We start from the raw sequence: 26,152 nt of genomic DNA on the forward strand, positions 1-26,152 counted from the left end.
AGCCATTACTTCCAACTGTTATTTATCAGTCGTTTCAGATTTTTGTCAGATAATTGACTACTATGGTGACAGGCAAGGTATAAACTCATACTCCCTAAGGAGAATGTCATGAATGATAACATCGCTCGTAAGATGCAGCAGACCTATAACATTGCATATTGGGGGGGCGGTTACTATTTAGCGAATAATCGGGGAAATATTAGTGTTTGCCCTAATCCTGATGTTCCTGATGCTACTTTTGATTTAACCGAATTGGTTAAACGAGTTCAAGAAGAGCAACCAAACCTGCGTTTACCTGCACTTTTTTGCTTTCCACAAATACTACAACATCGTTTACGTTCGATTAATGCCGCGTTTCATCGCGCGCGTGAATCCTATGGTTATAAAGGTGACTATTTTTTAGTTTATCCAATTAAAGTTAACCAACAACGTCGTGTGATTGAGTCATTAGTGAATGCAGGAGAGCCTTTAGGTTTAGAGGCTGGCTCTAAAGCGGAATTAATGGCAGTACTTGCTCATGCCAATATGACAAGCTCTGTGATTGTTTGTAATGGTTATAAAGACCGTGAGTATATTCGCTTAGCACTCACAGGTGAAAAACTTGGGCATAAAGTTTTCTTAGTCATTGAGAAAATGTCTGAGATTAAAATGGTTCTTGAAGAAGCTGAACGTTTAGAAGTTATTCCACGTTTAGGCGTTCGCGCTCGTCTTGCTTCTCAAGGATCAGGCAAATGGCAGGCAAGTGGTGGTGAAAAATCAAAATTTGGTTTAGCTGCGACACAAGTTCTGCAATTAATTGATATGTTACGCCAAGCTGACCGCTTAGATAGCCTGCAATTACTACATTTCCATTTGGGATCACAAATGGCGAATATCCGTGATATCGCAACGGGTGTTCGTGAATCTGCACGCTTCTATGTTGAACTGCACAAATTGGGCGTAAATATTCAGTATTTCGATGTGGGTGGTGGTTTAGGTGTGGACTATGAAGGTACACGCTCACAATCTGATTGTTCTGTTAACTATGGCCTTAATGAATACGCGAATAACGTTATTTGGGCGATTGGTGACGCATGTGATGAAAATGATTTACCACATCCAACTGTTATTACTGAATCAGGTCGTGCATTAACGGCACACCATACCGTATTAATTTCTAATGTGATTGGCGTTGAGCGTAATGAATTTACGGCAATTACACCACCTGAAGATGATGCTGCAAGACCGATTGCAAGTCTTTGGGAAACATGGGAAGAGATGCAAACTAAGGGGCATAGCCGTTCATTACGTGAATGGTTGCACGATAGCCAATTAGACTTACACGATGTGCATACTCAATATGTTCACGGCATGTTAAGCCTGACAGAGCGTGCATGGGCAGAAGAGCTGTATTTGAATATCTGTCGTCGTATTCAGTATGATTTAGATCCAAGTAATCGCGCTCATCGTCCTATTATTGATGAGTTACAAGAACGTATGTCAGATAAGTTCTATGTTAACTTTTCATTGTTCCAATCTTTACCTGATGCATGGGGTATCGACCAGTTATTCCCTGTATTACCTATTGAAGGGCTAGATAAACCTCTTGATCGTCGCGCAGTGTTACTCGATATTACTTGTGACTCAGATGGTATTATTGACCATTATGTTGATGGTGATGGTGTTGAAACAACAATGCCAATGCCTGCTTATGATCCTGAATATCCACCCATGATCGGTTTCTTTATGGTAGGGGCATATCAGGAAATTTTAGGCAATATGCATAACTTATTTGGTGATACGGCAGCTGTTGACGTTTACCTTGATGAGAAAGGTAACCTGACTTACGAGCAAAGTGAAGAGGGTGATACGGTTGCCGATATGCTCCAGTACGTTAAGTTAAATCCTACCGTGCTGTTAGATCGTTTCCGTACTCAAGTAAAAAATGCACAGTTAGATGAAGCGTTACAAGAGCAATTCCTGACTGAATTTGAAAGTGGTTTATACGGTTATACGTATCTGGAAGAAGAAGAGTAATTCTTCACTTTCCAATGCAAGAGTGATGTTATTAAACATCACTCTTTATCTATCATATTGATTGTATGTTGCTTATTTTAAATAAGTAACAGAGGTAATAGCATGAAAAATAGTACGTTAGGTAATGAGACTGATAATTCATTGATCTCTAATGCATTTGGTTTTTTACGTTTTCCACTGAATTTTCAGCCTTACAGCAGTGATGCAGATTGGGTTATTACGGGTGTGCCTTTTGATATGGCAACATCAGGTCGCGCAGGAACTCGTCACGGACCGGGCGCTATTCGTCAAATCTCAACGAATTTAGCGTGGGAAGGTAACCGCTGGCCGTGGGATTTCGATATGCGTGAACGTTTAAGCGTCGTCGATTGTGGTGACTTAGTTTTTAACTTCGGTGATGCACAAGATATGAGCGATAAATTACAAGCTCATACAGAGAAATTATTAGCGGCAGGTAAAAAATGTTTAACGTTTGGTGGTGACCATTTTGTCACATTACCGTTATTACGTGCCCATGCAAAACACTTTGGTAAAATGGCATTAGTTCATTTTGATGCACATACCGATACTTATGGTAATGGTAGTAAATTTGACCACGGTACAATGTTCTTCCATGCACCAAATGAAGGATTAATCGATCCTAACCACTCTGTTCAAATTGGTATTCGTACTGATCATGACAGTGATAATGGTTTCACTGTATTGGATGCAGCGCAAGTTAACGATCGTGGTGTGGCTGATCTTGTAGATCAGATCAAAGGTATTGTTGGCGATTTACCTGTTTATCTCACTTTTGATATTGACTGTCTTGATCCTGCGTTTGCACCAGGAACAGGAACACCCGTTGTCGGTGGATTAACAACAGATAAAGCGCTGAAGATCTTACGTGCATTGCAACCGTTAAATATTGTCGGTATGGATGTAGTTGAAGTTTCTCCAGCTTACGATCAATCTGATATTACTGCGCTTGCAGGGGCAACAATTGCACTTGATATGCTTTATTTGCAGGCAGCTAAAAAATAACTTCGCTTGATGTCTATTAAATAAAAAATAGCTTCATAATATGAAGCTATTTTTTTATAAAATAACGATTCTTGTTCTTACTCGTTTTATTATAATTATACATCTTATTTTAATGTGTGTTATTTTTTATATTTACATTAATGAAATAATGCAATTATTTTTCAGATAAATAAATTATTTAAATGGAAAATATAAAATGGAAGAAAATAAATTATTAATAGATAATGATGAATCATATCGATTTACACTCATAAAAGCAGAGACAGATATCTTAAAAAAAGTAAGAAATGATAAAATAAATGCATATTATTCATTAAATGATAAAAGAAAGAACACTAACGAAAATGTCATTATTCTTCTGAGTGAAGCAGATGAAATAGAAAAAAACTATCTTAGATATGTAGATGAATATCATGCGGCTGGATATGATTTATTTATTGTTGATGTATCAAAAAACAAAAATGCAGGTTCTGATTTATTAGAACATCTTTGGTTACAGCATAGAGGGCAATTACCTCAAAATATTTTCATTCATGGAAATAACGATCAAAGAGAAAATGCGCTTTTATTATATGCAAATAATATTGCCAAGAATAATGAAATAAAAGGCATTATATTAAGTAGTTATCTTCCTAAAAATGAATTTATTTTTCCATCAGATTTGGAAATAAATACAAATATTTATTTCTCTTATGAAAATCCTGACGAGGACTATAACAATAATCTCATCTATAATGAATTATTAAGTAAAAATAAAAAAGTAAAAAAAATCAGCTTCACAAATAGAGAAGAATATAATAGCTTTTCAGAATTAAACAAAAAAGAAAATAATAAGATATTAAATTCATTAGGTTCTAATAATCATAGAAAAAAGGAGTTAAACGAAATAAAAATAGGTATGCCAATTAAAGATCAAGCGATATTTTCTCAGATAGCAGAAGAAAAAGGGCTTATTATTGGTGTAAGACCGATCGATACTAACTCAACTTCATTAATTTCATCGGGAGAATATAGTAGTAAGAGTTTAGCTATCAAGGCGAAAAGTTCTGATTGGGGACCTATGGCTGGTTTTATTCCTGTCGATCAATCACTGGCTAAAGCATCGGCACAAAAAGATCTATTGAAATATAAGGACGCAGTAGCAGATGCAATAAAAACAGGCGTTGCATCTGTGAGTGAGCTTTATCTTTCTACCGAAAGAGTGGACGAATTGATGGAGAGCAAGGTGATCAATTATCCTTACGATAAAGATTCACCTTTAATTTTTGAAGTCATACACAATAATAAAACACATGAGTTCTTTTTAGAACTACAAATAATAGAAGGAAAACAGTATTATTTAGTTCAACACCATAATCGACTTGAAGTAGAACCTGTATTGGTGATAGCTGATCCTATATCAAATAAACCGATGATTGCGGATTATGATCTATTTACGGTGATTTATCCTTATAGCCATTTAGGAACAAATACACGGGTTAATATGCCTGTATCTTGGGAGGAATGGAAACAAAGTGTGAATTACTCTGAACTCACTGATAAGCAAAAAATATTGTACAATAATCAATTATTATATGAAAAAAATGAAGGACATCAATTAGGGTTTATTAGTCAGCAAATAAAAGAACTAAAAAATGAACTAAACACAGCATTGGGGCGATCAATAGGGATGGAAATAGTCCATCATGGTGCCGATGATGCTAATCCCTTTGCAGTAATTCATGATAATTTTCCTGCCACTTTTTTTGTTCCTAAATCACTATTTGATAAATCTCTTAATTCAAAAAATCAAACATTACATGATTTATTTTATATTAATAATAATGGCACTGTTGTATTACAATCACCAGATGAATTTTCAAAGTTTCAGCAATTTATGATTGATTTAGGTTATATTGCGCCTTTAAATGAAAAATGGAACGATGGGATCAATGATAATTATTTTACAAATAAACGAAAGATCTCAGCCTCATTTATTGATACAAAAAATGAAGTAGGACGAAAGTTAAGCATAGATAAAAAAGATAAATATACGTTAGAACATGAAGCTTCACTTAATAAGTTTAATGAAGGTTCTTATGTTAAAAATAATACAATTTCGTCTAAAATAGAACTCAATAATAATGCTAGGAATGAAATAACTTTATTATCATCAGAATATAATCGTAAAAATGATCTTTTAAATAAGATGACTAATAAAAATCATCTTCTATCTACAAAAGAGAGAATCGAATTTTATTCTAAAATAAGAGATATACAATGGTTTAAAAAAGTAGGTTATCAATTACTTGAGTCATTGATTAAGACAGATGGACTTTTTTTGAATAGAACGAATGAAACTAGTTTAATTAGTGTCTTTTCTTTATTATCTAAATATTCTGATATTGATACACCAATATATAAATCATTTACTGTTAAAAATAGTGATGTTTTAAAAAATAATTATGAAAAAGGAAATTTGCTCGCTTTTGATGGTATTTTTCATGGCTTTAGTAATATTGAAAAAGTAAAGAAAACATCGTCTGATAATGTGTATGTTTCTATTGTTGGAAAGCACCGAGCTAAACCATTAACAAGTCTTCATTCAGGTAGTTCAGAAAGAGCAATTATTGCACCGGGAACACATCTTCGTGTAATAAAAAATAAAATTATCAATAATAAAAATTACGTTGTATTAGAAATTGCTAATGAAATAAATTATCAAGAGCCCGTTTTTGATTTATATGACGGAGAATTAAAAGGCATTGGTATTGATAAGAATAGAACGACATTTAACGAAAAAACGGAAAGAAAGATAAATTCTTTCCAGCTGAATAATATTTTTGGAGCTTGGTGTGGTGAATCACTAGGATCAGTCACTATTAAAAATGTGATAGATAAAATTATCGAAGGCAAAATTTCAGTTGAATATGCAATACATAAATACTTTAAAGAAATTTCAGAGGTTTTCTCTATTGATAATAGCACCTTATTATCCAATAAGTTATATATTGCTCTTTATGATCCATTAATGAGTAAAGCGTTTAATCAGTATGTGAATGAAAATATAACCTTAGAAGCATGGAAAAACAGCTATGATTTTAACTATTTAAACGATACTATAACTGATAATTTAAATAGAATTAAATTATTAATAAATAATATTTATGATGTACCAAAATCGATTGATTATTTAAGTGACGCATCAATTGATTTACTCTCTCATTATTTTAATGAATCTAATAAAAATAAATTGACGGTTGATTTGTTGAAAATAGCTTTAAATGAACAAGAGTATAATATTGCTATTAATGATGTTGATTATTTAATCTCATTAAATAGTAATAAAGATATTTTATCATCATTTGGTATAAACGAAGTACGAGCATTAAGTCAAAAAAGATCACATGAGAATAAATCAACTGATAATTTATTTGAATTAAGCTTAGGGCTTAATAATAGTGAAATTGTAGAGGATAAAATAAAAATCCATGATATCGAAGTAGACAAAAGACTACTTATCAGCTTAGGTGCGAAAATTAATAATAAAAAAATAGAGCATACGGATATTTTTGAAAAAAATCATGATTATTCTAATTTTACATTCGATGCGGATAAGCTAAATGATTATTTCTTATTTGCTTCGGGAACAGATAATGATAAAACAGCTATTTCTATTATTAGAAGTTTATTAAATAATAAAGAAGAGAATATAAAAAAATTAATTTCAATTAATGCTGAGCGTATTGATTATCTTGCAAGTTATGAACGATTAGTTAAAATTTTAGAATTAGAAAAAGTCCCATTTGATGAGCATTATTGGGAGAGCATCAGAAAACCTTCATTAAAAATACCTAGACATATGAAAATATTGAGTAAGGTAGGTTATGCTAATATTGGTTATTCCATGTGGCAGTCTGTTAATAATACTTTTTCTTTAGCAGAACAACTCAATAACCCAAATATATCTTTACAACAACGAAAAGAAATCATTACTGACTTGTCCTTAATGTGGTCTGAAATGGCATTTAATGGGGTTTCTGAAATAATTGAAATTGCAATAGCAAAAGGATTATTGCGATATCGACACAACCCTTTGGAATATGTGAGTAAGATAAGCACGCGAGTAGGGATTGCGCTTAATGTGCTTTCAGTTGGATTTGATATTTATCATGCTTATGATAATTTCAGCCGTATTTCAGGTGAGACTGATGAAAAGAGAAAAATTGATTATATCGTTAATGGTTCATTCGCGATTGTTTCAGGGCTTGTTACTGTAGGCATTTCTATAGCTATACTTGCAGGTTCAACAATTGCAGGACCTATTGGTATTGTCGCGAGTACTTTGATTGCATTGGCAACTTCAATTTATAATGCAGTAAGATTAATTGAAGAGGCAAAAAAACAAGTCAATTTTACACCTATGGAGGAATTAAATAATGGTTTTCATGCCTTTCTTATGGGCGATATTATGCCAGATAAGAAAAATGAGATAATATATTTAGACACCGAAAATCAACTTGAAGAGATGATTGATAAAAAAGCGTTAATTCATTATGAAGAAATAAAAGAACAGAGCCCAAATAGTAGCTATTTTTATACAAATGAAAAACAGATTTATCAAGAACATTATTATTATAAAGTTATTTCTACATTAATAGAAGAAACAGTCGATTCTATTTTAATACCTTCAAAAGATTTTATTTCTCAGCGAATAGCACAAAATATGAGCCAAAAAGAAGCTGAAGAAATGTCAGCGCTTCATCCTAATCTGCGTGCGAAAAAAACAGCCTATAAATATTATTTACCTAAAGAAGCGATTGCCACAGATGAAAAACTTATTTTTGATATGGATTTTTATATTAATGAGTTAAACCGATATACAATAAAAATTGCTTCTGACGACGAAGATGCTATTTTTGGCGAGATAGTGGATGAAGATTTTTTTAAGAATAGTAAAACGACTAAAGAATATGTGATTAATAAATTAGGAGAAAGTAAATTAGAGAATGGATTAATAAAAACTAATAATATTGAAAAATACTATACTTCGGATTGGCATGAAAATGCAGTGCTTTATTTTAACACACATAATGGTAATGATATTATTGCAGCACCCTCAATAACTCAAAATACATTCGATATTTATAATGGCACTAAGCGATTAAGTGGTGGTGAAAAAGATGATGTATTTAATGTCTTTACATCAGAGTCACCTTATTATGCGAGTCGTTTTTATGGTAGAGAAGGAAATGATACACTTCGCCTGATAAAAACTACAGGTAAATACACGGGTTATAAAGTCGATTTACAACATAATTACGTTAAATTTCAAAACTCAGAAGATAAAACTAATAGCCAAAGTTTTCATTCAAAACTTTATCTTTATCAAAGTGAAGGGCGTTTTTATTCGAAAAAACTTATTGATACAATGCCTAATATAGAGTTACAAGATCAGCAAGTCATTGCGTATTTAGACAGTATTGAAAATGTTATTGGCAGTGAAACAGGTGATGATTATATTTTGGGTAATGAAGAGGATAATTATTTAAATGGTGCTGGTAGTGTTGATCATTTATATGGTAAAGGGGGAAATGATACACTTGTATTAAATGAAGGTTATGCTGAAGGGGGGGAGGGCAATGATAGCTATGTTATTTTACGTTCTTCTTTAGAACAGAGTTATAATAAATTATTTGAAACTATAATTAATGAAACTAATAATTTCGGATCTAGTGTTGTAAGGTTTAATTATTGTTTTGATGAGATAACATCAATAAAACGTAATAAAAAAGATATTATTTTTGATTTTAAAATTAATAATGAAAATCAGGAGGGAAAATATATTTATCATTCTGTGACATTGAAAAATGTTTATGATGATTCAGTAAATAATACGCATTCACATCGTTATACATTAATAACTCAAGATGGTTTTACACTCACGTTGGATGAAAGTACTAAAGATAAGGTATTATACAAGTTTAGTTATTTAGAAAAATATAATGAATCAAAATTAGCAATTAAAGATTTTTATATTAATGAGTATGATAATTTAGTTGTGACTGCTTTTAAAAGTCAGAGTCGAAATATAAAATTATTGCCAGAGTTTAAATATAGTGGTTTCTCATCTGGAACAAATTTACGATTTGGTATTCACGGGAATAACCAAAATAATCATTATTTTGGTATTGAGGCTAACTCATACATTAAATTAAGTCAGGGAAATGACAGTTATCAAATAAAAACATTTTTAACAAACAATAACAATGAAAGGGTAAATATCTCACTATCTGACTATATCGATAAACTAACTGATGCTGATGTGAGCCATTTCTTTTTAACAGATATAAGTGGTTTTGATTTAACATTTAAAGATGGCCTTTTATCTCATCGCTATCTTCCTGATGATTATTTAACGCTATCTTTCGATTCAGAGCTATTAAATAAAATCGTCGATACAAACGTGAGTATTCGATTAATAGATAAAGATAATATTGTTTTTACATTACCAACTAAAGATAGCTATTCAAATTTGCTAATGCCTGTAGTTAATTTGAATTTAAATATAAGTAATAATGATGATTTATTAGTGATCCCTGAATCACTTATTTTAAATAAAGAAGCATTATCTGCCTATGGTGTTAATTCAGTAGTGCCTTATTCAACTCCATTATCAGCAGCACTTGCAGATAAACCGAAAGAACTCATTGATTTATTGCCTATTATTGAACTGAATGATGGGAATGATATTATTATTAATCATAATAATATAAGCTCAGTTATTGATGGTGGGAAAGGTGATGATAATATTCTTGTCAATAAAGGGCATCATATTTTAATTGCTGGAGAAGGTAATGATCGCTTGAGCGGAGGTGAAGGCAACGATCTGTTAATTTCTCAATTTGGTCATGATTATCTGAGTGGGGGTGAAGGTAACAATGTATATGTGGTGCAAAAACGGCAAAGTCATGTGACTGTTTATGATGAAGGAAAAAACAGTCATATTTTTGTGACTGGATTGACGGAAAATGAAACATTGATTTCATCTCAAGTGGGTAATAATACACAGTATCAAACTGAAGATAAGCAATTTACGCTAACTGTAAAAATGGCAGCAAATGAGGTGAATGAAAAAGAACAGAAACCTGTTATTTCGATGACTGAAACATCCTCAGAGCTATCATTACAAGGGGTGGCAAATATTATCCAAGATATGGCAATATTCAATCAGCAACAATTTACTGTCGTAAACAATCATGAAACTATGTCGTTATCGACATGGTCGCCTTTGGCATTAGTGGAAAAACAGTTGTGATTTTTTTTAATCATTGAGATGCCATAACTTAAAAAAACAGCTCCAATTTGATTTGGGGCTGTTTCACAGATAACAAATATCTTAACTACGATAACGTTAAAGCTGAAAATAACGAGCAAGCAGTGGAGCGGTAAAATTCTTTTTTAAATAAAAGCCTCTGGGTAATGTCATAATACGTTGTCCATTTTCACCAATGGCTTCGGTTAATGCTTTGCTGTTAGCTGCTTTAGGACGGATTTGTAAGACTTGTCCGTGGCGTGCGGTAATGCTTTCTACTTTACCCAACACAATCATATCCATTAGCTCTTCCCAATCATGACGTAATAATTCTTCTTCCGTCCTATTAGGGCTCCAAAGTAATGGAGAAGCGACGCGACGTTGTGCTAATGGTATTTCCCTTTCTCCTTCAACAGGCACCCATAATACTTTTGAGAGTTTACGTTTTACATGGCTATTTTCCCATGTAATACCGCTGTTTCCGGTTAATGCTGCGACACAGACAAAAGTCGTTTCCAAAGGCATACCTAATCTATCAATTGGAATTGTTTTGAGTTCAATGCCCAACTCACTGAAGTCTTGCTCAGGTTTGCTACCTGCACTTGCACCTAAATAATATTCCAACAACATACCTACCCAGCCTTTATCTCTTTTAAGATCAATTGGGATAGGAAGTTGTGCAAAAGAGGCAAGTTCACCAAAAGTATAACCTGCAAGCGCTTTTGCTCGTTCGAATAAAACTTGCTCATTTTCGGGCGCTACTGGTGGCGTAAACATAGTTATTATCTTCTTGTATAAATAATAGACAGAAAAAACAGGTTATTGATAACGTATTTAGCTTTATTTCATTTAAATCATAATAGCATGATATATCATCATTTTTTTGAGTTAACTCGCCAATTGAAATTTATAATTCTAAGTTGTGCACGGTTATCCTGAAATCATAAACAGGCTTTTGCACTAGGTTATCCACAGCTTTATGGGATAACTCACAGAAAGTGAGATCACTGTTCTGATTTACAGCCTTGACTTTTGCAGATATTTGCCAAAATTATCCTATTTTGTCTAACTAATCGGCATAACCTGTGGATAAAACACCCTGTGGTTATTTTTTGTGCGATTTAAGCAGGGGAGTATTTTAATTGTTTTATCCAATCGCTGAAATAGGCATTGAAATATGGCTATTAATTTGAATTATAAGTGATATTTTAAAATTTATATCAACAGCCTTTCTAACAATATAAAAACTATACCCTGATTATCTCACTCTTTTTCACATAGATATCCACAGAAAAAGTGAATAAATCCCCTAAGCATTTATGTGGGTGTTTATAACTTTCAAGGTTTCTGTGAATTAACGCAAATAATGGCTAATCCGTATGCTGAAAAGAGACGATAACCTATTTTAATCTTGGTGTATCGATATCAGGTGTAAACCACGCTGATTTAAAATCAAACCAGCCAAAAGTATTCATTTTGACACCTCGTATGGTTCTCTGCCCTTGTAGCTCTAATAAATGGTGAAATAGAGGGTAAAGCCAAATATCTTGTGTTAGCTGGTGACACCACTCTTCAAGTGGCAAAGATTTTTGATGCCATAATGTGAGCTCTTGTGAGAACGATGCTCCCAAACATTGGTGAAAGAGGGGTAATTCATAAAGTGCAGCAAAAATTGAGAACTCTAAAGGCTTATAAAAATTCACTGTCGCTAACCAAATATCACTATTAGCTTCACCGTAATACCATTGTTCATAATCAAGTACTTGAATGGTTAGTTCAATATCATACTGAGATAAAATACTTTCTATTAAGTCTGCAATAGTACTGTATTCATGATGCTCTTTATAAAGCGTGACAGTGAGTTTTGTTAATGAAGCTGGTTTAGGATGTTGGCGTATTAATTTACTGTGATGCCAATGAAGTAATAAGCCATAAGCGGGAGACCAATGACGTTGATAGAAAGGATCACAATGAGTGAGCATATTAACAGGGGTCAATACACTGCTTAACCATTCCCTTATTTCAGTCTGTTGGCACAGTTTTGAGCGACTATCATAGAGAAGAAAATAACACCCTTCCTCTTTACGACTTTCTAATGAATCTTTATTGGTATCATCGTCCGTTAAATGAATAGTTGAACAAACCATCTTGTTATTCAGTTCAGGAACGACCCAAATATCAATTTCATCTAATAATGCCCGCAAGCCAAAATAGCGATTAAAGGCCTTGATTTGCAGCTTATGTTTATCATTAGCGATAACTTGATAAGCGCCTGTGCCAATAGGGTGTTGTGCAAAAGAGGGAAGTGATGCCCATTCTTGCGGCAAAATAACAGCTTGTGGACTCCCTAATAACGTTGCAAATTGCTTATCAGCTTCGCTTAAGTAAATGTCGAGCACATAAGGTTGGGGCGAGGAAATTTGTTCTATATGGGCATAAAGAGGATTGCAGTGTTTCATTCTCATTAAAGAAGTGCTGATATCTTCAAGTGTAAGCTCTCGACCATGATGAAAATAGATAGAGGGACGTAAATAAAATCGCCAATGTTGCTCTGTGAGCATTTGCCAATGATGAGCTAATTCCGCTTCTACTTCCCCATTTTCCTCTTTTAGATGCACCAACGAATTGAATATTTGGCTCATTAAATGCAATTCAGAGCGCCTTAATGGTGTTCCTGGTAATAAATTTTTAAAGGGACGGTAGTAAATAATACGTAGTAATTGTTGACCGGGATGAAAGCTTTTTTCAATTTGTGAGAGCACCATTTGGCGTACAGAATCTTTATCACCCATTAGTGCTACAAGCTTTTCAATATCATTATCTTCTATTAGTCTTTCGGCGCGATTTTGTTGGATCTCAAGTGCATTAGAATGAAAAATAAGCGTGGATTTTTTACCTCGACCGACTTCTGCTTGCCAATTTATCCAACCTATTTCTTGCATTTTATTTAATAAAGAGCGGACATGACGACGTGTGCAATGCAGGGTTTGTGCTAATTCTTGTAACGTTGTTTCGGTTGCTTTTCCTTGGAAGGCTTGCCATAAGCGAATAAATTGTAACTCTAAGCGGGGTGAGGTCATAAAAGAGGAAATCCCTTGATAAAGTGATCAATTTTAATTTCCTTATATTAGACCGATAATGCCTGTGTTTAAAGTTAGCTCTCATGTTAGTTATCACAAATTACGAATACTGACAGACTCCCCCATTTGAGCATTCGGTGATTACCGGCCAGTGATACGGATCACTGGCTTTTTTATTTGAGCAAAAAAAAGCCGTAAATGAATTTACGGCAAGAATGACAAAGTAAACATCACAGAAAGTAGAAGAAGGTGAAAAAATTACTGTAGTTAGCGCATAAAGGTGGGTTGTTTTGCCTCGTAAGCACTAATATCATCTTGGTGTTGCAGCGTTAATCCAATGCTGTCTAATCCTTCAATCATGCAGTGACGGCGAAATGAGTCGATTTCAAAAGAGAAATGTAATTCACCCGCTCTAACCTCTTGTGCCACTAAATCTACGGTAATTGGTGTACCAGCATGTTCTTTTACCCAATCAAATAATTGTGAGATTTCATCATCACTTAATTTGATGGGTAATAATTGATTGTTAAATGAATTTCCGTAAAAAATATCAGCAAAGCTGGGTGCGATAACGGCGTGAAAACCATAATCAGTTAATGCCCAAGGTGCGTGTTCACGAGATGATCCACAACCAAAGTTTTCTCGTGCTAATAAAATAGAAGCGCCTTGGTAAATTGGCTGATTTAAAATAAATGTAGGATCAGGCTGTGTGCCTTCGTCATCCAAAAAACGCCAATCATGAAACAGGTGTTTACCAAAACCAGTACGCGTCACTTTCTGCAAAAATTGCTTAGGAATAATGGCGTCGGTATCCACATTTGCTGCATCTAAAGGAACCGCAATACCCGTGTGTTGAGTAAATTTATTCATTGTGTTCTCCTTTAAGATGCCACTGCAAATGTACGAATATCTGCAAAATGACCATTAATAGCAGCAGCTGCCGCCATTGCAGGACTAACTAAGTGTGTTCGACCTCCACGACCTTGGCGGCCTTCAAAGTTACGGTTGCTGGTAGATGCACAGCGTTCGCCTGGATTTAATCGGTCGTTATTCATGGCCAAACACATTGAACAACCCGGTAAGCGCCATTCAAAACCTGCTTCAATAAAGATTTTATCTAAGCCTTCCGCTTCCGCTTGGGCTTTAACCGGCCCTGAACCCGGAACAACAATCGCTTGAACATGAGAGGCGACTTTATGACCTTTGGCTATTTCAGCGGCAGCACGTAAATCTTCAATACGAGAATTTGTACAAGAGCCAATAAAGACTTTGTCGATAGCGACATCTGTTAAGTTAACGCCTTCACTTAATCCCATATAAGCCAAGGCTTTTTCAGCAGAGGCACGTTCAACAGGATCGTTAAAACTGTTTAATAATGGAACAATTTGGTCAATCGCAATGACTTGGCCTGGGTTGGTTCCCCATGTGACTTGTGGTGCGATATCGGCAGCATTGATAGTCACTGTGGCATCAAAGATTGCATCATCATCAGATTTTAAGGTTCTCCAATAAGTGACGGCTTCATCCCATGACTGATCTTTAGGCGCAAATTGACGCCCTTTTAAGTAGTCAAAAGTGGTGTCATCAGGTGCGACTAAACCTGCTTTAGCTCCCATCTCAATTGCCATGTTACATAAGGTCATTCGACCTTCCATGCTTAAGGCTTCAATGGCTTCACCTGCAAATTCAACGATATAGCCTGTACCCCCCGCACTACCTAATTTGCCGATAATGGCTAATACGATATCTTTTGCCGTGATCCCAATGGCTGTTTTACCCTGAACTTCGATTTTTAATGTTTTAGCACGAGACTGTTTTAAGGTCTGAGTTGCTAAAACATGTTCAACTTCTGAAGTACCAATCCCAAAAGCTAATGAACCAAAAGCGCCATGAGTTGCTGTATGTGAATCACCGCAAACAATAGTCATTCCCGGTAAGGTTATGCCTTGTTCTGGCCCCATTACGTGAACAATTCCTTGATAAGGATGATTTAAGTCATACAACGTGACACCAAATTCTTGGCAGTTTTTCATCAACTCTTGCATTTGAATTCTTGCCATATCACCACAAGCATTAATATCTTTAGTTTGTGTTGATACGTTGTGATCCATCGTTGCAAAGGTTTTATTCGGTTGACGAACAGGGCGACCTTTTGTCCTTAATCCATCAAAGGCTTGAGGCGATGTCACTTCATGCACTAAATGCCGGTCGATATACAGAATGGGTGTTTCATCACTCACTTCTCTGACAACATGTGCATCATAAATTTTTTGATATAATGTTTTACCCATGTTATGCCCCTTCACGAATATATTGAGCGATACGATCACCCATTTCGGCGGTTGTGATTGCGTTACCATCACCCGCTAAATCTGCGGTGCGATAGCCTTTTGCTAACACTTGTGTGATAGCATCTTCAATGGCTTGAGCTGCATTATCTTCATTAAAGCTATAACGTAATAACAGTGCGGCAGACAGAATTTGTGCAATAGGGTTAGCAATGTTTTTACCTGCTATATCAGGAGCTGAACCTCCAGCTGGTTCATATAAGCCAAAGCGTTCTTCGTTAACACTGGCAGATGGCAACATTCCCATAGAGCCAGTGATCATTGCGCATTCATCAGATAAAATATCGCCAAAAATATTGGAGCACAGCAACACATCAAACTGAGAAGGATCTTTAATTAACTGCATTGTTGCGTTATCGATATACATATGCTGAATTTCAACATCTGGGTATTCTTTTGCGATCCCTGTTACCACTTCACGCCATAAAATAGAGCTTTGTAATACGTTAGCTTTATCAATTGAGGTTACTTTATGACGGCGTTTACGTGCTGATTCAAACGCAAAGCGTGCAATACGTTCAATTTCATAACGATGATAAATTTCAGTATCAAAAGCACGCTCTTGTGCACCTTCACCTTCACGACCTTTAGGTTGACCGAAATAGATACCGCCTGTTAATTCACGTACACATAAAATATCAAAACCACGTTGTGCAATATCGGCTCGTAATGGGCAGTAGGCTTCTAAACCTTCATATAAGCGAGCAGGGCGTAAATTGCAGAACAATTTAAAATGCTTACGTAATGGTAATAAAGCACCACGTTCTGGCTGTTCATTTGCAGGTAAATGTTCCCATTTAGGACCACCGACTGAACCAAATAAAATCGCATCAGCTTGTTCACAACCTGCTAAAGTATCTGCGGGTAGCGGAGTACCATGATTATCAATGGCAATGCCACCGATATCGTATTCTTTTGTTGTGATATTGAGTGAGAAGTGCTCACTAACTGCCTTCATCACTTTTTGTGCTTGAGCCATGACTTCAGGGCCAATACCATCTCCGGGTAATACTGCAATATGATAATTTTTTGACATAATTAAACCGCTTCTTGTGTTGTGTGTTGTTTGCGTTTTTCTATTTCGACTTGCTCTGAGCGCCAAATGCTATTAATAACGTGGATCATGGCATTTGCTGATGAACCTACGATGTCAGTTTCTAAACCCATTCCATGAAATTTACGTCCTTGATATTCAACGACGATATCAACTTGCCCTAAGGCGTCTCTGCCTTCACCTTTAGCTGTTAATTGGTAAGTGACTAATTTCAACGGATAACCTGTTGCGCGAGAGATGGCTTGATAAACCGCATCGACGGGACCATTACCCGTTGCTGCTTCAGTAATTTCTTTATCACCATGAGTAATGCTGACACTCGCGGTAGCAACGGTTGATGAACCCGATTGAGTATTAAAATAATTCATTACAAACTCATCAGGCTCTTGTTGCTGTTGTCCCATAAATGCTAAAGCTTCCAAATCGTAATCAAAGACTTGGCCTTTTTTATCAGCCAAACGTAAGAAGGCAGAATATAAAGTATCCAAGTTATAATCTGTTTCACGATAACCCATCTCTTCCATACGATGTTTAACTGCCGCACGACCTGAGCGAGAAGTTAAATTCAGTTGCACTTCTTTTAATCCGATAGATTCTGGAGTCATGATTTCGTAGGTTTCGCGGTTCTTCAAAACGCCATCTTGGTGAATACCCGATGAATGCGCGAATGCATTGGAGCCAACAACAGATTTATTAGCATGAATTGGCGTATTACATAATTGGCTGACTAATTGGCTGGTGCGATAAATTTCTTTGTGATTAATCCGTGTCTGAACATTCATCATTTGTTCACGGACTTTTATCGCCATAATGACTTCTTCTAATGCGCAGTTACCTGCACGTTCGCCTAAGCCATTAATTGTCCCTTCGACTTGTCTTGCACCCGCTTGTACTGCGGTAATTGAGTTAGCGACCGCCATGCCCAAATCGTCATGACAGTGAACAGAAATAATAGCTTTATCAATATTGGGAACACGCTCAAACAAGTTGGTGATAATGCCACCAAACTGATAAGGCGTTGTATAGCCTACGGTGTCTGGAATATTAATGGTGGTTGCACCAGCATTAATTGCGCTTTCAACAATTCGACATAAATTATCGATATGAGTACGTCCCGCATCTTCGCAAGAAAATTCCACATCATCGGTATAGCGACGAGCTCGTTTTATTGAGTTCACGCCCATTTCAATAATATCTTCGAATGATTTCTTCAATTTATGTTCAGCATGCAATGCCGAGGTTGCCAAGAACACGTGGATACGAAAAGCTTCTGCGACTTTTAAAGACTCTGCTGCAACATCAATATCGTTATCAACGCAGCGTGCTAATGCACAAATACGGCTATTTTTGATTTCGCGTGCAATGGTTTGTACGGATTCAAAATCACCGGGAGAAGAAACAGGAAAGCCCGCTTCAATGATATCCACACCTAAACGCTCTAAAGCGTAAGCAATTTGTAACTTCTCTTTTACGCTTAAGCTCGCCTGCAATGCTTGTTCACCATCTCTCAATGTGGTATCAAAAATAATCACGTCATGGCTCATAATCTGTTCCTTTCTCTTTTTATTTGCTGTTTGCGCTCTCCCAGGTATAAAAAAACCCGCGACTAGCGCGGGTTTTCTCTCTAAGGGCAGGTGTGTTTCACTTTTTACCCATAAGCCGACCGCGCATAAAAGTTGCGAGTAGTAGTAGGCTTGATAGTAAAATTGCGTTTGACATGAAACATCCTTAGATAAGTTCTCAATAATCTGTATTTATTGATACCTAATACCAATAAAGATGTCAAGTGTTGGAATTTATTAATTCATTTGTCAGTGTTATTTATAAATTTTTCATAGTGATTCTGGCTAATATCTAAATTTTTACTAATGATTATAACTATCAAGCATTCATTGATTGGGTTAATGTTCCATACGTTGTTTGAAAAAGAGTGAAATGAAAAATTAAACAATTGTTTGCTTTTTTTTTAATCAGCCAGTGGGTAGGGGAAAAAGAGGGGGTTAGGGGAGGAATAATTGACAAATGTGAGCAACGTTTTGAATGTAAGAATAAAAATCATTGTATTATAAAAAATAATAGATATCGGATACCTATTTTAGGAATGAAAGTACATTATTTTATTATGATTTTTATCATACTTTGTTTTATTATTTGCAAGGCAGAAGGTAAAACAGGTTGTAATATATATTGATATAATCATTTTCTATACATGTAATTTTAATGTCAAAATTAATTTCTTATATGAAATATGTTTTTTTATTGATATGAAAATTATGTTTTTAGTTATATACATGGATGATGAATAATAAATTTTAATAAATAGTTTAAGTAATAGTTAAAGCTTATTTATTATTAATAATATATTAGTTAATAATGTTTATTTGACTATTATGATAACATAGTGGAGTAAGAAATGACGGATTACACATCAGCAACAGTTACCAGCAGAGAATCAGCAGATATGCATTTACGTAATGTTGATCTTAATTTATTAACGGTATTTGATGCTGTTATGCAAATGCAAAATGTTACCCGTGCTGCGCAAGTACTGGGCATGTCACAACCCGCAGTGAGTAATGCTGTATCTCGCCTTAAAGTTATGTTTAATGACGAATTATTTGTTCGCTATGGACGCGGTATTCAACCTACATTAAGAGCTAAACAACTTTTTGGCCCAGTAAGACAAGCCTTACAATTGGTTCATAACGAGCTTCCTGGAGCAGGATTTGAACCAGAACAAAGTGAGCGTATATTTAATTTATCTATTTGTAGTCCTCTAGATATAAAACTAGCACCCAAAATAGTTGAACAAATTAAAAATGAAACACCTAATATTAACGTTAATATTAAGTCTTATTTAAATAGCAATATAGAACACCAATTAAAATATCAAGAAGTTGAGTTCTTTATTAGCTATAAGGAATTTGAAAAGACTGAATTTCATTCACAACCACTATTTAATGACGAAGTTGTTTTAGTCGTTTCTAATAAACATCCTCGTATTAAAGAGAGTGTGACCCAAGAGATGTTATTAAATGAGCAACATTCCATTGTTTCTTTAGATGATATTGGTTCATTTAGTGCGCCTTATTATAAAGATACTCATTTGGAAGATTTAATCACTTATCAAGGAACCGATTTAAATAGTGTATTAAATATTGTATCTAGAACTTATTTGGTCGCTATTGCACCAAGATGGTTAGTTGAAAGTTATTCTGAGCAATTAGATATTAAAGCTGTGTCGTTACCTTGGGAAAAAACAGAGCGTCCATGTTACTTGATTTGGCATGAGTCAACAGCGCGTGATAAAGGCCACTTATGGATGAAAAATTTATTAAGTGAAGTTTGTCAAAAATAGAGTGTTTTTGCTCATAATTAGTATTTTTTACTAATTATGCAGAAATAGTGGCAGATAACGTTAGCTATTCGGCTAATGACCAAAATGGCGTTTATGCAGTTAGGTAAACTAAATTGGATTGCTGCCACTATTTTTGCCCTTTCTTTGTAATAATGACTCTTATTTGTATTATACTGTGCTAAACCTATTTTTTTTCACTAATATCCCCCTCGCTATATTGTCATTGATTAAGTTATAACAATTACCTATTGTTATTTATCAGCTTTTCTTTTCGGCTTTCCATAAAAAATAAGATCATCATATTTAGTTTTCTCACGATGATGAGATAGCCTTTTTTGACAAAACTTTTCATAACTCACAATTTTACAAATTTATGTAAAATTGAATTCCTTTATTTTGGTGGATCACTTAGACTTTTATTCGAGTCAGCGAACATGTGTAAGCTGAAATTGTAAGGGAGACATTTTCTCCATTTCGGTTTCATAACACGGTCGCTTTTCCATAAATAGCAGGAAAATTATGATAACTAATAATAATCTTCATGATTATCATATAATTAGAAGATTGCAGATGCAATTTTTGCACAGCGGGAATAAAATTGCTTATCGTCAGTGGGATGCTAAGCGCAATATCGAAATGTCTTGGGAGTCGGTTGAAAAGAAAACACGCGCGCTCTCAAATGCATTGTTAGAAATGGGTGTGGATATTCAAGAAAATATTGGGATCTTTTCTCAAAATACCATTGATTGGTCTTTAGCTGATATTGCTTCTTTGCAGCTACGCGCAGTAACTGTTCCTCTTTATGCAACAAGTAGTGTTGAACAAGCCGCTTACATTTTAAATGATGCGAATATTCGTATTCTTTTTGTTGGCGACCAAAAGCAATACGATATTGTTTCTGAATTATTAGCGTTATGTCCTCAGCTTGAACATATTATTGTGTTTAACTCTGATGTTGTGTTAAACGAAAATATACCTTCATGCTATCTGGAAAATTTAATTAACCAGTCAACATTTCAGCATGATGACGTGTTAAAACAGCGTATTAATGAATGCAATTTAGATGATCTGTTTACTCTGATTTATACATCAGGAACCACAGGTGAACCTAAAGGTGTTATGCTTGACTATACAAGTCTAGCATCACAACTTTATCTACATGATGAGCGTCTCTCATTATCTGATAAAGATGTTTCTCTCTGTTTCTTACCTCTTTCTCACGTTTTTGAACGCGCGTGGAGCTTCTATGTGATGCATACAGGTGCGGTTAACGTGTATTTGACTGACACTCATGCTGTCAGAGAGGCAATGAGTGCGGTTAAACCTACCGTGATGTGCGCCGTTCCTCGCTTTTATGAGAAAGTGTATAGCGCTATTCAAGATAAAGTGTCTCAAGCTTCAGTGTTTCGTCAATTTATCTTTAAATGGGCGATAAAGCAGGGTGAAAAACAGCGTGAAGCACAACTAAATCAACGTCAACAGGGCTTTATTTCCCGCTTATGTTATCGTTTTGCAGATAAAAAAGTGTTAAGTCCAGTGCGTCAAATTTTAGGTGGGCGAGTTCGCTTTTTACCTGCGGCAGGAGCGCGTTTAGATGATGCTGTGATCCGCTTCTTCTTGGCTACTGGTATCAATATTAAATATGGCTATGGTATGACAGAAACCTGCGCCACAGTTTCATGCTGGGAAGAGAACAAATATAAATTAGGTTCTATTGGCACCCCATTGCCGGGCGTCGAAGTGCGTATTGGCGCAGAAAACGAAATCCAAGTACGTGGCAGCATTGTCATGAAAGGGTATTTCAATAAGCCTGAAGATACGGCGGATGCCTTTACAGAAGATGGATGGTTACGTACCGGAGATGCTGGTGCACTTGATAGTGATGGCATGTTATTTATCACTGAACGTTTAAAAGATTTAATGAAAACGTCAAATGGTAAATACATTGCACCACAAATGATCGAAGGAACATTAGGGCAAGACCGCTTTATTGAGCATATTGCGGTGATCGCAGATACACGCAAATTTGTTTCTGCACTTATCGTACCTTGCTTTGATGCATTAGAAGAACACGCGCGTGCATTAAATCTAAAATATCAAGATCGTATGGAATTATTACGCCATACTAAAATTAAAGAGCTATTTGATGAACGTTTACGTGAAATGCAAAAAAACTTTGCAAGTTTTCATCAAGTTAAGCGCTTTACTCTTCTTGCTGAAGGCTTTTCTATGGAATCGGGTGAATTAACACCAACATTGAAACTTCGCCGTAAAATTATTTTTGAACGCTATCGAAATGAAATCGAATTAATGTATCAAGATTAATTTTAATTGATGAAAAAGCACCTAAATGGTGCTTTTTTCTTTTGAAATTACTTATTGATAGATAATAATGATTGAAATAATTGATAAAAGACATAAACGGAAACGTTGACGCATACGGTTTTATCAGTAAATTGTGTTAAAATGCAAACTCAGATCAGCATGATGACTGAAATTCATAGCAATATGTAATAAATAACACATTTAATAATTAAAAGAGGCTAATGTGAAACTGGATGAAATCGCCCGCTTGGCTGGTGTTTCACGAACAACAGCAAGTTATGTCATTAATGGTAAAGCGAAACAGTACCGTGTAAGTGACAAGACTGTTGAAAAAGTGATGGCGGTGGTCAGAGAGCATAATTACCACCCGAACGCTGTTGCCGCGGGATTACGTGCTGGTCGTACGCGTTCTATTGGTTTGGTTATTCCTGATTTGGAAAATACCAGTTATACCAGGATTGCAAATTACCTTGAACGACAAGCGCGTCAACGCGGTTATCAATTACTGATTGCCTGTTCAGAAGACCAGCCAGACAACGAAATTCGTTGTGTTGAGCACTTACTGCAACGTCAAGTTGATGCCATTATTGTTTCAACAGCATTGCCACCAGAGCATCCTTTCTATCAGCGTTGGGCAAATCGCTCATTACCGATTATTGCGTTAGACCGAGCATTAGAAAGTGAGCATTTTATCAGTGTTGTTGGCGATGACTTAGAAGATGCCAAAATGCTGGCAACAGAATTAAAAGCATTCCCTTCGCAATCTGTACTCTATTTAGGCGCACTTCCTGAACTCTCTGTGAGTTTTTTACGTGAACAAGGTTTCCGTAATGTATGGAAAGATGATCCTAGAGAAGTCACCTACCTATATGCAAATAGCTATGAACGAGAAGCTGCTGCGGCTGCTTTTTCTGAATGGTTAAATAACAATCCAATGCCTGATGCGTTATTCACTACCTCTTTCGCTTTATTACAAGGGGTTATGGATGTGACATTACAACGTAGTGGTCGTTTACCAACACAATTGGTTATTGCGACTTTTGGTGATCATGAGTTATTGGATTTCCTTGAATGTCCTGTTTTATCTGTCGCTCAACGACATCGTGATATTGCAGAACGTGTGTTAGAACTTGTTCTTGCGAGTCTTGAAGAAGAACAAAAACCGCAAGCAGGAATTACACGTATTCGTCGTGATTTATGTCGTCGAGGCAGTTTGGGGCGTGCGCGTTAATTGATGTCGCTCTGTTGGTAATTATCTGCATTTATACTCATCCCTGTTTTATTAAATTAAAACGGGGATGTTTTATTTGATTTAAGAATGTCGAATTGCTTAGAGAATATTAAATTTGAGATTAATCTTAAGCGTTTTTTTACTATTTCTCGCATTTTGCTAAATTAGTAGATTGAATTTTGACATATCCATAAGTGATATTGCTTAAATTTAATGAGTAATTAATTTTATTTTGGGAAACTTAAGAAAAAAAGAAATAACTATCTTCATGATATTGAATTATTTTTTTTCGTCTTGCTGTTTTTGTTTATATAAAAGCAACCTCAAATTATTATGTTGGCTAAAGGTAAATGAACTGCAATAAATTAGTTTTTTATAATAAAAATCATGATTTACTTATTATGATTTCTTTATCTGGTTTTCTTCCTTGTAATCGCTATAAATAATTACTTTTCGTGATTAAAAATAGAATTTGAAAAATAACCTCTATTAATCATAGTGTTAATATTTCTTTTTTTCTTTTTGTCGATAATTTGAACATTCCAGAGTATCTACCAAATTACTGTAAATATAAATAAAGCTTCCTATATCTGGCTTGACAACGTTTTCATACCATCCGTAAACTCTATTTGTGGGGATTTGTGGGATAATGTGGTGTAAATTACAAAGCTGGGGGTAATGAGGATGTTTCGTGGAGCAACACTCGTTAATCTTGACAGCAAAGGGCGAATAACAGTTCCTTCCCGTTATCGAACAACGCTGAGTGAGATTTCTGAAGGTCAAATGGTTTGTACCATTGATCTCAATCAGCCATGTTTATTGCTTTATACCCTTCCAGAATGGGAAAAGATTGAGTTAAAATTAGCGGCTTTGTCCTCCATGAATCCTGCGGAACGTCGAGTTCAACGTTTGTTATTAGGTCACGCCAGCGAATGCCAAATGGATAGCGCAGGACGTCTTTTGTTAGCTAGCACGCTAAGACAGCATGCGGGGCTAACAAAAGAGGTCATGTTAGTCGGTCAATTCAATAAATTTGAATTGTGGGATGAACAGGTCTGGTACAAACAGATCGAAAAAGACATTGTAGCCGAGCAAACCTCACAGGAACCGTTATCGACACGACTATTGGATTTATCACTTTAAATAATGACAACGAATAATTTTAGTCATACCAGTGTATTACTGGATGAAGCAGTGAATGGCCTGAATATTAAACCTTCAGGTATCTATATCGACGGAACATTTGGTCGCGGAGGGCACTCTCGTCTAATTTTATCGCAATTGGGCGAACAAGGTCGCTTGATTGCGATAGACAGAGATCCACAAGCGATTGCTGTTGCTAATGAAATTGATGATGCTCGTTTTTCTATTGTTCATGGGCCGTTTTCAAATATTGAGCAGTATGTCACTGAGTTAGGTTTAGCAGGGAAAATTGATGGTGTATTACTGGATTTAGGTGTTTCTTCACCTCAACTTGATGATCCAGAACGTGGTTTTTCTTTTATGCGTGATGGACCTCTTGATATGCGTATGGACCCAACATCAGGGCAATCAGCCGCACAATGGCTGATGACAGCAGCAGAAGAAGACATCACATGGGTATTGAAAACCTTTGGTGAAGAACGATTTGCTAAGCGTATTGCTCGCGCCATTGTTGCACGTAACAAAACAGAAGAGCCTTTGACTCGAACCAAACAATTGGCTGATTTAATTAGCGACGCAAGCCCAGTAAAAGAACGACATAAACACCCAGCAACACGTAGCTTTCAGGCAATTCGTATCTATATCAACAGCGAATTAGATGAAATTGAAAAAGCATTAAAAGGTGCTGTTTCTGTTTTAGCACCAGAAGGACGTTTGTCGGTCATTAGTTTCCATTCATTAGAAGACCGATTGGTGAAGCGTTTTATTCGAGATGAAAGTAAAGGGCCAGTTGTCCCTGCGGGTATTCCTCTCACAGAAGCGCAGATAAAAGAGTTAGGAAGTGCTCGCTTATCGAGTATTCACAAGATGAAACCGACAGGCGTAGAAGTTGAAGAAAATCCACGGGCACGAAGCTCTGTATTGCGTGTAGCACAACGTATTGAGGAATAAATGTCTACTGAACGACACTCACTACCGAGAGTTATAGGGCAGGATTTACTGCGTCATGGCAAATTACCTGTATGTTTACTGATTGCTGTGATTATTTCTGCGGTGTATGTCGTGACGACCGCACATAAGACACGTTTATTAACAGCCGAGAAAGAGCGTTTAGTGCTGGAGAAAAACGTATTGGAGATCGAATGGCGCAATCTCATTCTTGAAGAAAACGCACTGGCTGACCATAGCCGAGTAGAGCGTTTTTCAAGTGATAGTTTGGGAATGATCCATGTTGACCCAACAAAAGAGAACATCGTGGTTACTAAATAATTAAGGCAAGT

General features: G+C 35.6%; 15 protein-coding genes. 9 read left to right on the forward strand and 6 right to left on the reverse strand.

What is annotated here, in order from left to right:
* Positions 1-108: 108 nt before the first annotated feature.
* The 3 genes from speA to ABN212_RS04820 all read left to right on the forward strand — a co-directional run bounded on the left by speA (position 109) and on the right by ABN212_RS04820 (position 10,336).
* A complete protein-coding gene (speA, locus tag ABN212_RS04810) occupies positions 109-2,016 on the forward strand; it encodes a biosynthetic arginine decarboxylase (RefSeq protein WP_198620923.1) in 1,908 nt (635 codons plus the stop codon).
* Between the two features lie 102 nt (positions 2,017-2,118).
* Positions 2,119-3,039: an agmatinase gene (gene speB, locus ABN212_RS04815; protein ID WP_198620924.1), complete on the forward strand. Its 921-nt coding sequence runs from the start codon at positions 2,119-2,121 to the stop codon at positions 3,037-3,039.
* Between the two features lie 196 nt (positions 3,040-3,235).
* Complete coding sequence (locus tag ABN212_RS04820; RefSeq protein ID WP_349442960.1) at positions 3,236-10,336, forward strand: anthrax toxin-like adenylyl cyclase domain-containing protein; 7,101 nt, start codon at positions 3,236-3,238, stop codon at positions 10,334-10,336.
* Between the two features lie 96 nt (positions 10,337-10,432).
* Here ABN212_RS04820 and mutH read toward each other — a convergent pair whose 3' ends face one another.
* The 6 genes from mutH to leuA all read right to left on the reverse strand — a co-directional run bounded on the left by mutH (position 10,433) and on the right by leuA (position 18,359).
* On the reverse strand, positions 10,433-11,110 hold the full coding sequence (mutH, locus tag ABN212_RS04825; protein ID WP_198620926.1) for a DNA mismatch repair endonuclease MutH: 678 nt from the start codon (positions 11,108-11,110) through the stop codon (positions 10,433-10,435).
* A 623-nt stretch (positions 11,111-11,733) separates the two neighbouring features.
* Complete coding sequence (sgrR, locus tag ABN212_RS04830; protein ID WP_349442961.1) at positions 11,734-13,413, reverse strand: HTH-type transcriptional regulator SgrR; 1,680 nt, start codon at positions 13,411-13,413, stop codon at positions 11,734-11,736.
* A 267-nt stretch (positions 13,414-13,680) separates the two neighbouring features.
* The gene (gene leuD, locus ABN212_RS04835) at positions 13,681-14,283 is read right to left on the reverse strand and encodes a 3-isopropylmalate dehydratase small subunit (protein ID WP_198620835.1); all 603 of its coding nucleotides are present in this window, start codon (positions 14,281-14,283) and stop codon (positions 13,681-13,683) included.
* 11 nt (positions 14,284-14,294) lie between these two features.
* On the reverse strand, positions 14,295-15,704 hold the full coding sequence (gene leuC, locus ABN212_RS04840) for a 3-isopropylmalate dehydratase large subunit (protein ID WP_198620834.1): 1,410 nt from the start codon (positions 15,702-15,704) through the stop codon (positions 14,295-14,297).
* Between the two features lies 1 nt (position 15,705).
* Positions 15,706-16,797 (reverse strand): 3-isopropylmalate dehydrogenase, encoded by a 1,092-nt coding sequence (leuB, locus tag ABN212_RS04845; protein WP_349442962.1) that lies wholly within the window; start codon positions 16,795-16,797, stop codon positions 15,706-15,708.
* A 2-nt stretch (positions 16,798-16,799) separates the two neighbouring features.
* Complete coding sequence (gene leuA / locus ABN212_RS04850; protein WP_109371162.1) at positions 16,800-18,359, reverse strand: 2-isopropylmalate synthase; 1,560 nt, start codon at positions 18,357-18,359, stop codon at positions 16,800-16,802.
* 869 nt (positions 18,360-19,228) lie between these two features.
* Between leuA and leuO the strand changes: the two genes are divergently transcribed.
* From leuO to ftsL, 6 genes are all read left to right on the forward strand, one after another.
* Entirely contained in the window at positions 19,229-20,173 is a 945-nt protein-coding gene (gene leuO, locus ABN212_RS04855) for a transcriptional regulator LeuO (RefSeq protein ID WP_109371160.1), read from the forward strand.
* A gap of 519 nt (positions 20,174-20,692) precedes the next feature.
* Positions 20,693-22,498: an AMP-dependent synthetase/ligase gene (locus ABN212_RS04860; protein WP_198620832.1), complete on the forward strand. Its 1,806-nt coding sequence runs from the start codon at positions 20,693-20,695 to the stop codon at positions 22,496-22,498.
* Between the two features lie 223 nt (positions 22,499-22,721).
* Entirely contained in the window at positions 22,722-23,729 is a 1,008-nt protein-coding gene (cra, locus tag ABN212_RS04865) for a catabolite repressor/activator (protein ID WP_075670767.1), read from the forward strand.
* 684 nt (positions 23,730-24,413) lie between these two features.
* On the forward strand, positions 24,414-24,872 hold the full coding sequence (gene mraZ / locus ABN212_RS04870) for a division/cell wall cluster transcriptional repressor MraZ (RefSeq protein ID WP_075670769.1): 459 nt from the start codon (positions 24,414-24,416) through the stop codon (positions 24,870-24,872).
* A 3-nt stretch (positions 24,873-24,875) separates the two neighbouring features.
* The gene (gene rsmH, locus ABN212_RS04875) at positions 24,876-25,823 is read left to right on the forward strand and encodes a 16S rRNA (cytosine(1402)-N(4))-methyltransferase RsmH (protein ID WP_196533377.1); all 948 of its coding nucleotides are present in this window, start codon (positions 24,876-24,878) and stop codon (positions 25,821-25,823) included.
* A complete protein-coding gene (ftsL, locus tag ABN212_RS04880) occupies positions 25,824-26,141 on the forward strand; it encodes a cell division protein FtsL (RefSeq protein WP_109371152.1) in 318 nt (105 codons plus the stop codon). It abuts the gene before it with no gap.
* The last annotated feature ends 11 nt before the right edge of the window (positions 26,142-26,152 follow it).

The organism is Proteus genomosp. 6 (assembly GCF_040139785.1).
Lineage (GTDB): Bacteria > Pseudomonadota > Gammaproteobacteria > Enterobacterales > Enterobacteriaceae > Proteus.

What these genes read in the sequence shown, in the direction of transcription:
- mutH (WP_198620926.1), bottom strand. Translation starts at nt 11,110, where the DNA reads ATGTTTACGCCACCAGTAGCGCCCGAAAATGAGCAAGTTTTATTCGAA.
- sgrR (WP_349442961.1), bottom strand. Translation starts at nt 13,413, where the DNA reads ATGACCTCACCCCGCTTAGAGTTACAATTTATTCGCTTATGGCAAGCC.
- ftsL (WP_109371152.1), top strand. Translation starts at nt 25,824, where the DNA reads ATGTCTACTGAACGACACTCACTACCGAGAGTTATAGGGCAGGATTTA.
- ABN212_RS04860 (WP_198620832.1), top strand. Translation starts at nt 20,693, where the DNA reads ATGATAACTAATAATAATCTTCATGATTATCATATAATTAGAAGATTG.
- mraZ (WP_075670769.1), top strand. Translation starts at nt 24,414, where the DNA reads ATGTTTCGTGGAGCAACACTCGTTAATCTTGACAGCAAAGGGCGAATA.
- speA (WP_198620923.1), top strand. Translation starts at nt 109, where the DNA reads ATGAATGATAACATCGCTCGTAAGATGCAGCAGACCTATAACATTGCA.
- ABN212_RS04820 (WP_349442960.1), top strand. Translation starts at nt 3,236, where the DNA reads ATGGAAGAAAATAAATTATTAATAGATAATGATGAATCATATCGATTT.
- leuO (WP_109371160.1), top strand. Translation starts at nt 19,229, where the DNA reads ATGACGGATTACACATCAGCAACAGTTACCAGCAGAGAATCAGCAGAT.
- leuC (WP_198620834.1), bottom strand. Translation starts at nt 15,704, where the DNA reads ATGGGTAAAACATTATATCAAAAAATTTATGATGCACATGTTGTCAGA.
- leuA (WP_109371162.1), bottom strand. Translation starts at nt 18,359, where the DNA reads ATGAGCCATGACGTGATTATTTTTGATACCACATTGAGAGATGGTGAA.
- speB (WP_198620924.1), top strand. Translation starts at nt 2,119, where the DNA reads ATGAAAAATAGTACGTTAGGTAATGAGACTGATAATTCATTGATCTCT.
- leuD (WP_198620835.1), bottom strand. Translation starts at nt 14,283, where the DNA reads ATGAATAAATTTACTCAACACACGGGTATTGCGGTTCCTTTAGATGCA.
- leuB (WP_349442962.1), bottom strand. Translation starts at nt 16,797, where the DNA reads ATGTCAAAAAATTATCATATTGCAGTATTACCCGGAGATGGTATTGGC.
- rsmH (WP_196533377.1), top strand. Translation starts at nt 24,876, where the DNA reads ATGACAACGAATAATTTTAGTCATACCAGTGTATTACTGGATGAAGCA.